The organism is Kocuria rhizophila DC2201 (assembly GCF_000010285.1).
GTDB classification, from domain to species: Bacteria; Actinomycetota; Actinomycetes; order Actinomycetales; family Micrococcaceae; genus Kocuria; species Kocuria rhizophila_A.
This window is the reverse complement of the sequence record NC_010617.1, coordinates 1716153-1729926: the sequence shown is the minus strand read 5'-3', so window position 1 is coordinate 1729926 and position 13774 is coordinate 1716153. Positions and strand designations below refer to the sequence as shown.

Sequence of the window (13774 nt, the reverse complement as noted above, 5' to 3'; positions counted from 1 at the left end):
TGCCGCGTGTGACTCGCGACACTAGAGTGACGGTACGCCCGAGCCCGCCCCAGCACCACTTCCGGAGGACGTCATGCCGCAGCCCACGTACGAATCCGTCTACCGCGCGAGCGTGGAGGACCCCGAGCGCTTCTGGTTGGACGCCGCCGACGCCGTGCAGTGGGTGACCCCGCCCACCCGTGCCCTGGACGACTCCGCCGCACCCCTCTACCGCTGGTTCCCGGACGGCGAGCTGAACACGTGCGTCAACGCCGTGGACCGCCACGTGGCCGCGGGCCACGGGGACCGCACGGCCCTGATCTACGACTCCGCCGTGCTCGGGGTCCAGGAGCACATCACGTACGCGCAGTTGCAGGAGAAGGTCGCCCTCTTCGCCGGCGCGCTCGCAGCGCAGGGCGTCACCAAGGGTGACCGCGTGCTGCTCTACATGCCCATGATCGCCGAGTCGGTCATTGCCATGCTGGCGTGCGCCCGGTTGGGCGCTGTGCACTCCGTGGTCTTCGGAGGGTTCGCGCCCCGCGAGCTGGCCAGCCGCATCGACGACTCCCGACCCGTGGCCATCGTGACGGCCTCCGGCGGGGTGGAGCCCAAGCGGCGCATCGAGTACCTGCCCGCGATCGAAGAGGCCCTGCAGATCAGTGAGCACGCGCCGTCGGCGGTGCTGGTCCACGAGCGGGACGGCTTCACCACCACGGTGGCCGAGGCCCGGGAGCGCTCGCAGGAAGCGGGCGGGCCGGCGTGGCTGTCGTGGAGCGAGGCGCAGGACGGCGTGGCGCCGGCCGAGCCGGTGACCGTGGCGGCCACCGATCCGCTGTACATCCTCTACACGTCCGGAACCACGGGCAAGCCCAAGGGCGTGGTCCGAGACAACGGCGGCCACGCGGTGGCTCTGAGCTGGTCCATGGTCAACATCTACGACGTCTCCGCCGGGGACGTGATGTGGACCGCCTCGGACGTCGGCTGGGTGGTGGGCCACTCCTACATCGTCTACGCACCCCTGCTGGCGGGCGCCACCACGGTGGTCTACGAGGGCAAGCCCGTGGGCACCCCGGACGCCGGTGCGTTCTGGCAGCGCGTCGAGGAGCACGGGGTCAAGGTGCTGTTCACGGCTCCCACCGCACTGCGGGCGATCCGCAAGGCGGATCCCGAGGGGGACTTCGTGAAGCAGCACGACATCTCGTCCCTGCAGGCACTGTTCGTGGCGGGGGAGCGGCTGGACCCCGAGACCTACAGGTGGGCCTCCACGGTGCTGGATGTACCCGTGGTGGACCACTGGTGGCAGACCGAGACCGGCTGGGCCATCTGCGCCAACCCGTTCGGGATCGAGAAGCTGCCCATCGTGGCGGGGTCCCCCACGGTGCCCGTGCCCGGTTTCCACGTGGAGATCCTCGACCCGCTGGGGGAGCCGCTGGGTCCGGGCGAGGAGGGCAACATCGCGGTGCGCCTGCCCTTGCCTCCCGGCACGCTCAGCACCCTGTGGGGCAAAGACGAGCGCTTCGTCTCCTCCTACCTCTCCGCGTTCCCGGGCTACTACGCCACGGGGGACTCCGGGTACATCGACGAGAACGGCTACGTGTTCGTGATGGGCCGCACCGACGACGTCATCAACGTCTCCGGGCACCGGCTGTCCACGGGGCAGATGGAGCAGATCGTCGCCACCCACCCCGACGTGGCCGAGTGCGCGGTGATCGGCGTCAACGACCCCCTCAAGGGGCAGCGGCCCTCCGGGTACGTGGTGCTCAAGACCGGTGCGGAGATCACCCAGGAGCAGCTGGCCGAGGACCTCGTGACCATGGTGCGCTCGCAGATCGGCCCGGTGGCGGACTTCAAGGACGTGGCCGTGGTGGACGCCCTGCCCAAGACGCGCTCGGGCAAGATCCTGCGCAAGACCATGCGCCAGATGGCCGACGGCGAGCAGTACACGGTGCCCTCCACCATCGAGGACCACTCGGTGCTGGAGGCCCTGCACGCGGTGCTCGCGCCCAAGCGCTGACGGTCCCGCACCGCCCAGCCCCCGCGCACGGCCCCGTCGTCCGCCCCGGCTCGGCGTGTGCGGCGCTCGCGGCGTCCGTCGAGGGCGCACAATGTGAGGAATCCACCCCGGCAAGCGCCCGGGGTGGATTCCGTCTGTCCGTTCCTTCCCGAGACCCCAGGAGCACTCCATGACCCACGACCTCGCGTCAGAGCCGACGCCGGGTGGCCCCAGCACCTCGAAACCCGCCGCACGGAAGCGGGACCGCACCCACTGGCTCTACATCGCGGTGATCGCCGCGGTGGTGCTCGGCGTGGTGGTCGGGCTGCTGTTCCCGTCCGTGGGGGTGACACTGAAACCGCTCGGCACCGGATTCGTGGCGCTGATCAAGATGATCATCTCCCCGGTCATCTTCTGCACCATCGTGCTGGGTGTGGGCTCGGTGGCGAAGGCCGCCACGGTGGGCAAGGTGGGCGGTCTCGCCCTCCTGTACTTCATCGTGATGTCCACGTTCGCCCTGGGCATCGGCCTGGTGGTGGGCAACATTGTCCAGCCCGGCGCCGGGCTGGACCTGGCCAACGCCCACTTCGACCCCTCCGCCCTGAGCGGTGGCCCGCAGGAGAGTCACGGCGGGGGCACCGCCGGCTTCATCCTGGGGATCATCCCCACCACCCTGTTCTCCGCCCTGACCTCGGGTCAGATCCTGCAGACCCTGCTGGTGGCGCTGCTGGTGGGCTTCGCGCTGCAGTCCATGGGCTCGGCGGGCCAACCCGTGCTCAAGGCCGTGGGCTACCTCCAGGCCGTCGTGTTCAAGCTGCTGGCCATGATCATGTGGCTCGCACCCATCGGCGCCTTCGGGGCGATCGCCGCCGTGGTTGGCGCGACCGGCATGAAGGCCGTGTTCTCGCTGCTGGGGCTCATGGTGGCGTTCTACATCACGTGCATCCTGTTCGTGGTGTTCGTGCTGGGGCTCATCCTCAAGCTCGTGTCCGGGGTCAACATCTTCTCGCTCATGAAGTACCTCGCCCGCGAGTACCTGCTGATCTTCTCCACGTCCTCCTCGGAGGCCGCGCTGCCGCGGCTGATCGCCAAGATGGAGCACCTGGGCGTGTCCCAGCCCGTGGTGGGCATCGTGGTGCCCACGGGGTACTCGTTCAACCTGGACGGCACCGCCATCTACCTGACCATGGGCGCCCTGTTCGTGGCCGACGCGATGGGCAAGCCCCTGCAGCTCGGTGAGCAGATTGCGCTGCTGCTGTTCATGATCATCGCCTCCAAGGGGGCCGCGGGCGTCACGGGAGCGGGCATCGCCACGCTCGCGGCCGGGCTGCAGTCCCACCGCCCGGACCTGCTGGACGGCGTGGACCTCATCGTGGGCATCGACCGGTTCATGTCCGAGGCGCGCGCCCTCACCAACTTCTCGGGCAACGCGGTGGCCACCATCGTGCTCGGCACGTGGGTCAGGGAAGTGGACAAGGCGCGCATGAAGCGCGTGCTCTCGGGCGACGAGCCCTTCGACGAGTCCATGCTGGCCGTGGACGCGCACGCCGCCCAGGCGCCCGCCCAGCAGGCCGCCGGTGCCCCCGACGACGCCGCTCGGGCCGGATCGTCCGCGCCGCACGGCCCGACCGGGCGCACCGCGGGCCCCGGGGAGCGTCCCGGCGACGACCGGCCGCGCACCGAGCGGTAGTTCACGCGGTCGTCCCGCACACCTCACGCACGGCACCCGTCCTCCCACGACGGGTGCCGTGCGCCATTCGCACGCGGTGCACGCCGCCGCGCACGTGGTGGTCGCGCCGCACGTGGACGGTAGGGTAGGGCGTTGAGACCCGTACTCCACGCCCAGGAAGGAAGGCCGTCGCCCGTGAGCAACGCCAGTGATGAGAGGCCCCAGCAGAGCCAGGCTGCGGCGTCGGACGCCGTAGGACCCACGGGCCGCCCCTTGCGGACGTTCCCGGACCCGCCGGAACTCACCATGCACGGCCCCGCGCGCATCATCGCGATGGTCAACCAGAAGGGCGGGGTGGGCAAGACCACCTCCACCATCAACCTGGGTGCCGCGCTCGCGGAACTGGGCCGCAAGGTGCTGCTCGTGGACTTCGACCCCCAGGGCGCGCTCTCCGCCGGCTTCGGCTCCAATCCCCACGAGCTGGACCTCACGGTCTACAACGTGATGATGGACCGCTCCGTGGACGTGTGGGACGTGGTGCAGCAGACCCACGTGGAGAACGTGGACCTGCTGCCCGCCAACATCGACCTCTCCGCCGCCGAGGTGCAGCTGGTCAACGAGGTGGCGCGCGAGCAGGTGCTCGCCTCCGCGCTGCGCAAGGTCGAGGACCACTACGACGTGATCCTCATCGACTGCCAGCCCTCCCTGGGCCTGCTGACCGTCAACGCCCTCACCGCCTCGCACGGCGTGATCATCCCGTTGATCTGTGAGTTCTTCGCCCTGCGTGCGGTCGCCCTGCTGGTGGACTCCATCTCCAAGGTGCAGGACCGCATCAACCCCAAGCTGCAGATCGACGGCGTGCTGGCCACCATGTTCGACTCCCGCACCCTGCACTCCCGCGAGGTCATCGCCCGGATCGTGGACGCGTTCGGGGACAAGGTCTTCGACACCGTCATCAAGCGCACCGTGAAGTTCCCGGACGCCACCGTGGCCGCCGAGCCCATCCTCGCGTTCGCCACCAACCACCCCGGGGCGGAGTCCTACCGCCAGCTCGCCCGCGAGCTCATCTCGCGCGGCGGCGCGCCGTGATCAACGCACGACGACGCCGCCCGGGCGCGTGAGCGGCGGCGTCGTCGTCCCTGACAAGGCGCCGACGGGGTCCGAGGGCGGCTTCACCGTGGCGCTGGAGAACTTCCAGGGCCCGTTCGACGTGCTGCTGTCGCTGATCGCGAAGCACGAGCTGGACATCACCCAGGTCTCGCTCTCCGTGGTCACGGACGAGTTCATCCAGTACGTGCGCGCGCTGCAGGAGGACGCCTCGCCCAAGGCGCTGGACGAGGCCAGCGAATTCCTGGTGGTCGCGGCCACCCTGCTGGACCTCAAGGCCGCCCGGCTGCTGCCGCGCGGGGAGGTCGAGGACGAGTACGACGTGGAGCTGCTCGAGGCCCGGGACCTGCTGTTCGCCCGGCTGCTGCAGTACAAGGCGTTCAAGGAGGTAGCGGGCCAGCTCAACGTCCGCTTCGCCGCCGAGTCCGTGCGGATCGCCCGTCAGGTGGACCTGGACCCGGCCATCACCACGGCCCTGCCCCCGCTCACGTGGACGCTGACCCCCGACCAGCTCGCGCACCTCGCGATGACGGCGCTGGACCCGGAGCGCCACGTACCGCAGGAGGTGGACGTCGCCCACCTGCACGGCGCCCAGGTGCGGGTGGCGGACGAGGCGGAGGTGCTCGCGGGCATCCTGCAGGACGGTGCGGACCACGCGTTCCGGGAGCTGATCGCGGACGCGGAGTCCACGCTGGTGGTCGTGGTGCGCTTCCTCGCGCTGCTGGAGATGTACCGGGACCGGGTGGTGCGGCTGCACCAGGAGGAGGTGCTGGGCACGCTGCTCGTGCGCTGGGACGGGCCCCGGCAGTGGTCCGCGGACTCGCTCAGCAGCGAGTACACCGGCGCCGAGCCGGAGACCGCAGCGAGCGAGGACGGCGAAAACCTGGGAGAATGACTCCCGGACAGGATCGGTGTGAACCGTACCGAAGGAGATGATGACCGCGTGGCGGAGCAGACACCCCCCACGGCCCCGGCGGCGGACGCGCACCCCGCAGGGCCACCCACCAGCCCTCAAGCCCCGGAACCAGCGGGCACACTGACGTCAGTGCATGCGGTGTCCACGATGGCCGAGCCGTCTCCCGACGGCATGTCCCGCGACCAGCTTCTCTCCGCGCTCGAGGCCGTGCTCATGGTCGCGGCGGCTCCCGTGAGCCCGGAGGAGTTCGCGCGCGTGACGGGCGAGCCCGTGCACCGGGTGCGCAGCGCCCTGGAACACCTCAAGGCCGACTACGACGGCGTGACCGGAAACACCCCCGCACCCGCCCCGGAGGGCGCTCCTTACGGATATGATGAACGGTCGGCCTCGGACGGCCAGCCCGACGACGCCCGCCCCCGGGCGACCCGCGTGCGCGGCTTCGAGCTGCGCGAGGTGGCTGACGGCTGGCGGATCTACTCGCGCAGCGACCACGCCCAGCTGGTCACGGACTTCGTGGTGGAGGGCAGCAGCTCGCGGCTCTCGCAGGCCGCCCTGGAGACGCTGGCCGTGGTGGCCTACCTGCAGCCGGTCTCCCGCTCCCGGGTCTCCGCGATCCGCGGGGTCAACGTGGACGGCGTGGTGCGCACCCTGGTGCAGCGCGGACTGCTCTCGGCCCACGAGCGCGAGGAGTCCTCGGGCTCCGTGCTCTACTCCACCACCCCGCTCTTCCTGGAGAAACTCGGTCTCGGCTCGCTGGACGAGCTCCCGGACATCGCACCTCTGCTGCCCGGAACCGACCAACTCGACGACATTGAGGACTGATCGACGCATGGCTTCACCACACGGCAACGCATCCCGCGGCGGAGGCGCCCGCGGACCCCAGGGCCGGGGCAAGGGCTCCAAGGCGGGCCCCAAGGGCGGCTTCCGCTCCGGCCCCGGTTCGAAGGGCTCCGGCGGCGCCGCCGGGGGCCGCGGCTACTCCAAGGGTTCAGCTGCGAAGGGCCCGGGCGCCGCTCGCGGCAAGGGCCCCGCGGGCAAGGGGCCGGGCAGGCCCAAGGCCGGTGCCGCCCAGAAGGGTCCGCAGAAGCCCCGCGCGTTCGCGGGCGTGGACAAGTACGAGCGCCGCGCCTCGGCGATCAAGGAGCACGGCCCACACCGTCGTCGTCGTCCGAAGAACCCGCCCGTGGACCGGCTGGAGGTCCACGACGAGAACGGCGTGCGGCTGCAGAAGCTCATGGCGCAGGCCGGTGTGGCCAGCCGCCGCGTGTGCGAGGAGATGATCCAGGACGGGCGCGTGAGCGTGGACGGGGAGATCGTCACGGAGCTCGGTGTCCGCGTGGACCCCGCGCTGCAGGCCGTCCACGTGGACGGCATGCGCATCCAGACGGACGAGAAGCTCGTGTACTACGCGTTCAACAAGCCGGCAGGCGTGGTCTCCACCATGGAGGACCCGGACGGGCGCCGCTGCGTGAGCGACTTCCTGGACCCCCGCAAGCACCAGCGCGTGTTCCACGTGGGCCGCCTGGACGTGGAGACCGAGGGTCTGCTGCTGCTCACCAACGACGGCGAGCTGACCAACCGGCTCACGCACCCCTCCTACGAGGTGCCCAAGACCTACCTGGTGCAGGTGCACGGTCCCGTGGAGAAGGGCATCGGCAACCAGATGAAGCAGGGCATCCGCCTGGAGGACGGCATCGCCAAGGTGGACGACTTCCGTCTGGTGGACTCCACCCCGGGCCACGTGCTCATCGAGGTGGTGCTGCACTCCGGGCGCAACCGGATCGTGCGGCGCATGTTCGACGCCGTGGACCACCCGGTGGAGAAGCTCGCGCGCACCCACGTGGGCCCCATTGCGATCGGGGACCAGAAGCAGGGCACGGTGCGCAAGCTCTCGCACACCGAGGTGGGCAACCTGCTCGCGTCCGTGGGGATGTGAGCGTGGTACCCGCGATCGCCACGAGCACCGGCCCCGTGCTGGTGGTGGGCTCCGGCCTGCTCGGCGCGAGCATCGGGCTGGGGCTGCGCCACCTGGGTGTGCCGGTGGTCATCCGGGACGCCTCACCCACCACGGAGGCCGTGGCCCAGGACATCGGGGCCGGTCGCTCCGAGCGGGCCGCGCGCGCCGCGGGGGAGCAGCTTCCCCCGTTCGCGCTGGTGGTCGTCGCGGCGCCGCCGGACGTGGTGGCCGAGCTCGTGGTCCAGGCGCTCGCCGAGCACCCGGACGCGGTGGTGCTGGACATCGCCTCGGTCAAGGCCCCCATCCTCGACGCGGTCCGTGCCGCGGGCGCGGACCTCGCCCGCTACGTGGGCACCCACCCCATGGCCGGGCGGGAGAAGTCCGGGCCGGTGGCCGCGCGCGGGGAGCTGTTCACGTCCATGCCGTGGGTGATCTGCCCGGTGGAGACCACCGGTGCCGCCGCGGTGGCCGCCGCGAAGAACCTCGCCGTGGACCTCGGGGCCACCATCACCATGATGGAGCCCACGGAGCACGACGAGACCGTGGCACTGATCTCCCACCTGCCCCAGGTGATGTCCTCGCTGCTGGCCTCCCGGCTGCAGGACACCCCGCTGCACCACCTGTCCCTGGCGGGGCAGGGGCTGCGTGACACCACGCGGATCGCGGGCTCTGACCCGGGGCTGTGGGTGCAGATCCTCTCCGCCAATGCGCGGCCGGTGGTGCAGTCCCTGCACGAGGTCCGGGCGGACGTGGAGCGGCTGATCGCCACCCTGGAGAACCCCGGGGCGGACGGTGCGCGCCTGGACATCGCCCAGCTGATGGCCGAGGGCAACGCGGGTCAGGCCCGGATCCCGGGCAAGCACGGCGGTGCGCCCAAGGCATTCGCCACGTTCACGGTGGCCGTGGACGACACCCCCGGCACGATCGCCCGGCTGCTCACGGAGATCGGGGAGATCGGGGTCAACCTGGAGGACATGCGCCTGGAGCACTCGCCCGGGCAGCCCGTGGGCCTGGTGACCGTCTCGGTGGACCCGAGCCGGCACGCGGACCTCGTCGAGGAGCTGCAGACACGCGGCTGGAAGGTAGTGCAGTGATGAACGCACGGGATGGGAGCGCACGACTGGTCGTGGCGATCGACGGGCCCTCGGGGTCCGGGAAGTCCTCGGTGTCCAAGGAGGTGGCGCGCCGCTTCGGGCTCGCCTACCTGGACACCGGCGCGATGTACCGCGCGGTGACCTGGTGGTGCCTGGACTCGGGGGTCAGCTTCGACGACCACGAGGCCGTGGTGGCGGCGACCAAGACGGTGCCGCTGGAGATGGGCACGGACCCGGACGAGGAGCGCATCCTGGTCAACGGGGAGGACGTCCGTTCCGCGATCCGCGGGGACCTGGTCACGGACAACGTGTCCCGGGTCTCCACGATCGTGCCTGCCCGCGAGGTGCTGGTGCGGATGCAGCAGGACATCATCCGGGGCAGCGGCTTCCGCATCGTGGCCGAGGGCCGGGACATCACCACGGTGGTGGCCCCGGACGCGGACGTGCGGATCCTGCTCACCGCCTCGGAGGCGGCCCGGATGGCGCGGCGCGGCCGGCAGCTGGGCGCGGCGGCGTCGTCGAACCTGGAGGCGCAGGTGGTGGGCCGTGACGCGAAGGACGCCACCGTGGTGGACTTCATGAACGCGCAGGACGGCGTGTACCTGCTGGACTCCTCCGAACTGACCATGGAACAGACCGTGCAGGGCGTGATCGACCTGGTCATCCGCGCCACGGACACGACACACGAGGGGACCGCAGCGGCCCCCGACGAGACGGGCGCCGACGCCCCCGAGGAAGCGAGGTAACCATGAGCGCATCCGATGAGCCCACGGTGGACTCCTACGAACTATCCGTGCTGGGCGGGGGCAACGAGGACATCTCCGAGCGCCTGGCCGCGATCGACGACACCGAGGCCGAGGCCCGCGCCCAGGCCCTGCGCGAGGGCCTGGCCGACTACGAACTCGACGACGAGGACGCCGCGCTGCTCGCGGACTGGATCGACGGCGAGGAGCAGCGCGACGCCCGCCGCCCCGATCCCGTGGTCGCCGTGGTGGGCCGCCCGAACGTGGGCAAGTCCACGCTGGTCAACCGCGTGATCGGCCGCCGCGAGGCCGTGGTGGAGGACACCCCGGGCGTGACCCGGGACCGCGTGTCCTACAAGGCGGAGTGGAACGGCAAGAACTTCACCCTGGTGGACACCGGCGGCTGGGAGCAGGACGCCAAGGGCATCAACAAGCGCGTGGCGGACCAGGCCGAGCTGGCCGTGCAGAACGCGGACGCCGTGCTGCTCGTGCTGGACGTGACCGTGGGTGTGACCGCGACCGACGAGGGCGTGGTGAACATGCTGCGCCGCGTCAAGAAGCCCATCATCGTGGTGGCCAACAAGGCGGACTCCCCGCAGCTGGAGATCGAGGCCACCGCGCTGTGGTCCCTGGGCATGGGGGAGCCGTTCCCGGTGTCCGCGCTGCACGGCAAGGGCTCCGGCGACGCGCTGGACGCCCTCGTCAACGCGCTGCCCGAGTTCTCCGAGGTGGCCGAGGCCGAGCTCGAGGGCGGGCCGCGGCGCGTGGCGCTGATCGGGCGCCCGAACGTGGGCAAGTCCTCGCTGCTGAACAAGCTCGCCGGCTCCGACCGTGTGGTCGTGGACGACACCGCGGGCACCACGCGGGACCCGGTGGACGAGATCGTGATGCTCGGCGGGGAGCCGTGGCGCTTCATCGACACCGCCGGCATCCGCCGCCGCGTGCACCTGCAGCAGGGCGCGGACTTCTACGCGTCCCTGCGCACGCAGACCGCACTGGAGCGCGCCGAGGTGGCCGTGGTGCTGCTGGCCGTGGACGAGGTGCTCTCCGAGCAGGACGTCCGCATCCTGCAGATGGCCGTGGACTCGGGACGCGCCCTGGTGCTCGCGTTCAACAAGTGGGACACCCTGGACGACGAGCGCCGCTTCTACCTGGAGCGCGAGATCGAGCGGGACCTCGCGCACGTCGCCTGGGCGCCGCGCGTGAATATGTCCGCGAAGACCGGGTGGCACAAGGACAAGCTGGTCCCCGCGCTGCACACGGCCCTGGACTCGTGGGACCGCCGCATCCCCACCGGGCGCCTCAACGCGTTCCTGGGGGAGATCGTCGCGGCCCACCCGCACCCCGTGCGCGGCGGCAAGCAGCCCCGCATCCTGTTCGGCACGCAGGTGGCCTCCCGGCCGCCCAAGTTCGTGCTGTTCACCACGGGCTTCCTGGACCCCGGCTACCGCCGGTTCATCCAGCGCCGCATCCGCGAAACCTTCGGTTTCGAGGGCACCCCGCTGGAGGTCACCATGCGCGTGCGGGAGAAGCGCCAGCGCAAGCGCTGAGTTCCCGGCCTCGCGCGTACGGGCCGCTTCCGGGTTCTTCCCGGGAGCGGCCCGTTGCGCTGCGGGGGAGCGGTGGCGGGGAACGACGACGCCGCGGTGCCGGTCAGACGCTCGCCCCACCGCGCGCACCGGGCCCGTCGTGTGGCCGTGCGCCGGTCACCCCGGGCAGGTCTGGGCACTCTCCGGTGGTGCGGGGCGCCGCAGAGCGCCGGGCGCGGTGCGCGGGAGCGTCTGATGTGAAAATCGGAACCGGGTGGGGTAATGTATCCCAAGTGTTCGGCGCTGGTTCGCCAGGGCTGAGCACGGTCGCGGGATGTGGCGCAGCTTGGTAGCGCACTTGACTGGGGGTCAAGGGGTCGCAGGTTCAAATCCTGTCATCCCGACCGAGAAAGCGGTCCTGACCGGCGGAAACGTCGGGCGGGGCCGCTTTTGTCGTACCCGGGGTGCGCCGCCTCAGACGGGCCGCCGCGGCCGGGTGGGCACACTGCCCGACCACAGGGTGACGAGAGCGGCGCTCACGGCCCCGGCGGCGAGGATCGCCCCGAGCACCACGATCTGGAAGCGCCCGGCCTCGAGCGGCGAGACGCCTCCGAAGATCGCGCCCACGAACGCGCCCGGCAGCACCACGAGGCCCGTGGTCCGCGTCTGGTCCAGGGCCGGCACCAGGGCGTCGTGCACCGCGCGCCGCGCGAGGTCCAGCGTGGCCCGCCGCGGCGTCGCCCCGAGGGCGAGCCACCCCTCCACCTCGTCCCAGTGGTCCTCGACCGAGCCGAGGAAGTTCCTGCCCGCGAGCGTGGTGGAGCTCATGCAGTTGCCGATCACGATCGCCCCGATGGCCAGGGCGTAGCGCGCGGTGAGCTCCAGTGCACCGGTCGCGAACACGGTGACGAGCGCGCACAGCACCCCGGCCAGCATGCACACTGCCACACGCGGCCACCAGTGTGCGAAGGCACCGAGCCTGCGGGAGGCCACAGTGGAGGCCACCAGGAACATCATCACCAGGGCGGTGGCGATGAGCATCGGCTGCCCGATCACGCCCGTGAGGATCACACTGATCACCGCGAGCTGCACCGCACCCCGGGCGATGGCCGAGACCGGCGCCCACGGCCGCGGAACGCGGTAGAGCACGAAGACGGTGGTGGCCACGGCCGCGAGGACCGCGACACCCATGAGCGAGGGCATCAGTGCCGAGAGGGTCTCCACGCTCGAAGCCTAGCCAGCCTCACGTGTCCCGCGTGAGCCGTACCCACCCGTCGGTCAGTGCAGCGCGCAGGCCCGCCTTGCGCGAGACCGCGGGCAGTGCGTGCGAAAGGCATGCCACGGCGTCGTACCCGGAGTGGTCCACGCCCGGCAGGACGTGCAGGTTCGTGTCGAAGCCCGCGTCCCGGAACGCCGCGACGCCCTCCTCGGCGGCACCCAACGCGCTCCACTCGGGCGGGTTCGTGGCGCCGTCCACATCCAGCTCGCCCACCCACCAGTGCATGGCGGTGGAGCCGATGCAGGGGCGGGCCTTCTTCTTGCGGGCCACCGGCGCGTTGGCCCCGCCGCCCCCGATGATGACCGCTCCGCCGCGGGCCATGCCCTCGATGCCGCGGTCCAGCAACTCGTAGGTGATGAACTCCGCGCCACCGCTGTAGCCGATCAGCCACAGGGTCGAGGCGTCCACCTGCGGGTGGGTTGCGGCGAGGCGCTCGTGCAGTGCCCGGAAGTACCTGCCGTTGGCCTTGCAGTCCTCCCACCACGTGTACCCGTCCCCGCGGCCGTCCGTGTCAGGCGTGTTCACGGCCACGAACATGAGGTTCCGCGCCTGCGCGGCAATGGCCAGCCGGGCGAGGTCGCCCTCCTCCGGCCAGTTGATGGAGGTGTCCTCCAGGTCCCAGTAGTCACCGTCGAAGTAGTACAGGATCCCCGCGGTGCCCGTGTCCCACACGTGGTACCACGAGCTCAGCCCGTTCGGCGCGGTGAAGTCGATGAACGTCTCCGGTGTCATGATCCCCCCAGATCAGCGGCGGCGGCCCGCGGCGCGGGCGTGGTGCCCCGCCGCGCTGCCTCCAGTATGACGCGCCGGTCCGGGTCCGGTCGTCAACACCGCGGCCGGGCCCGGACTGCACCCGGCACCGGGGCGACCCTGGACTCCTGGTGCCGGGGCACCCGGGTGCGGTGACGCTGGGCCGGGACCCAGCGGCGTCGTCCGCGGCCACCGCTACCCGCCCGGGTGTGGCCACCGGGCCCGCGGGGTGCTTTGCTGGAACCACCGACACATCAGCACCGAAGGAGAGGCAGAACCATGAGCAGCGTGATCACCACCTACCTGCAGGACCACCACGCGGGATCGGCCGGGGGGGTAGCCGCGTTCCGTCGCGTGGCCGAGTTCCACGGGGACGAGACGGTGCGGGAGGAAGTGGGGCGGATGGCTCGGGAGGTCGAGCGGGATCAGGCCGCGCTGGAGCGGATCATGGCGGCCGTGGGCGTGGAGCCCGCCGTGCTGAAGGACCTGCCCGCCAAGGCTGCGGAGAAGGCGGCTCGGCTCAAGCCGAACGAGCGGTTGAACCGGCGCTCGCCGCTGTCCGACATCGAAGAGCTGGAGGCCCTGGTGGCCGCCGTGCACATGAAGGGTCTGGGCTGGCGCTTGCTCCTGGAGGCCCCGGACGACAGGCTGGACACGGATATGCTCCGGGACCTGCACGCGCGCGCCCTGGAGCAGGAGAGGACGCTGGAGCGGCTGCGGCTCGACCAGGCCCGCAAGCTCACGCAGTCCTGACGCCC

The 13774-nt window shown here is 71.2% G+C and carries 12 protein-coding genes and 1 tRNA gene; 11 read left to right on the top strand and 2 right to left on the bottom strand.

The genetic code is table 11. The annotated features are described in order from the left end of the window. Positions 1-73 precede the first annotated feature (73 nt). The 10 genes from KRH_RS07505 to KRH_RS07460 all read left to right on the top strand — a co-directional run bounded on the left by KRH_RS07505 (position 74) and on the right by KRH_RS07460 (position 11391). Entirely contained in the window at positions 74-1993 is a 1920-nt protein-coding gene (locus KRH_RS07505; protein WP_012398596.1) for a propionyl-CoA synthetase, read from the top strand. Positions 1994-2162: 169 nt separating this feature from the next. Continuing rightward, positions 2163-3662, top strand: coding sequence for a cation:dicarboxylate symporter family transporter (locus tag KRH_RS07500; RefSeq protein WP_012398595.1), 1500 nt, complete (start codon positions 2163-2165; stop codon positions 3660-3662). A 174-nt stretch (positions 3663-3836) separates the two neighbouring features. Beyond that, positions 3837-4730: a ParA family protein gene (locus KRH_RS07495; RefSeq protein WP_012398594.1), complete on the top strand. Its 894-nt coding sequence runs from the start codon at positions 3837-3839 to the stop codon at positions 4728-4730. A 28-nt stretch (positions 4731-4758) separates the two neighbouring features. Beyond that, positions 4759-5643: a segregation and condensation protein A gene (locus tag KRH_RS07490; protein WP_012398593.1), complete on the top strand. Its 885-nt coding sequence runs from the start codon at positions 4759-4761 to the stop codon at positions 5641-5643. 168 nt (positions 5644-5811) lie between these two features. Beyond that, on the top strand, positions 5812-6486 hold the full coding sequence (gene scpB / locus KRH_RS07485) for an SMC-Scp complex subunit ScpB (protein ID WP_081431634.1): 675 nt from the start codon (positions 5812-5814) through the stop codon (positions 6484-6486). A gap of 7 nt (positions 6487-6493) precedes the next feature. Further along, positions 6494-7600, top strand: a complete 1107-nt coding sequence (locus tag KRH_RS07480) for a pseudouridine synthase (protein ID WP_012398591.1) — start codon at positions 6494-6496, stop codon at positions 7598-7600. Beyond that, positions 7597-8715 (top strand): prephenate dehydrogenase, encoded by a 1119-nt coding sequence (locus tag KRH_RS07475; RefSeq protein ID WP_012398590.1) that lies wholly within the window; start codon positions 7597-7599, stop codon positions 8713-8715. Before KRH_RS07480 ends, KRH_RS07475 begins: the two co-directional genes overlap by 4 nt. Further along, positions 8715-9461: a (d)CMP kinase gene (cmk, locus tag KRH_RS07470; protein ID WP_012398589.1), complete on the top strand. Its 747-nt coding sequence runs from the start codon at positions 8715-8717 to the stop codon at positions 9459-9461. Before KRH_RS07475 ends, cmk begins: the two co-directional genes overlap by 1 nt. Positions 9462-9463: 2 nt before the next feature. Beyond that, positions 9464-11008: a ribosome biogenesis GTPase Der gene (gene der, locus KRH_RS07465; protein WP_088610654.1), complete on the top strand. Its 1545-nt coding sequence runs from the start codon at positions 9464-9466 to the stop codon at positions 11006-11008. Positions 11009-11317: 309 nt separating this feature from the next. Beyond that, positions 11318-11391: transfer RNA gene (locus KRH_RS07460), tRNA-Pro, on the top strand. Positions 11392-11461: 70 nt separating this feature from the next. Here KRH_RS07460 and KRH_RS07455 read toward each other — a convergent pair. Together KRH_RS07455 and KRH_RS07450 are read right to left on the bottom strand one after the other, a co-directional pair. Further along, positions 11462-12211: an ABC transporter permease gene (locus tag KRH_RS07455; RefSeq protein WP_012398586.1), complete on the bottom strand. Its 750-nt coding sequence runs from the start codon at positions 12209-12211 to the stop codon at positions 11462-11464. 19 nt (positions 12212-12230) lie between these two features. Beyond that, positions 12231-12998 (bottom strand): hypothetical protein, encoded by a 768-nt coding sequence (locus KRH_RS07450; protein WP_012398585.1) that lies wholly within the window; start codon positions 12996-12998, stop codon positions 12231-12233. Between the two features lie 297 nt (positions 12999-13295). Here KRH_RS07450 and KRH_RS07445 point away from each other — a divergent pair, with 297 nt between their 5' ends. Next, positions 13296-13769, top strand: a complete 474-nt coding sequence (locus KRH_RS07445; protein WP_041297376.1) for a hypothetical protein — start codon at positions 13296-13298, stop codon at positions 13767-13769. The last annotated feature ends 5 nt before the right edge of the window (positions 13770-13774 follow it).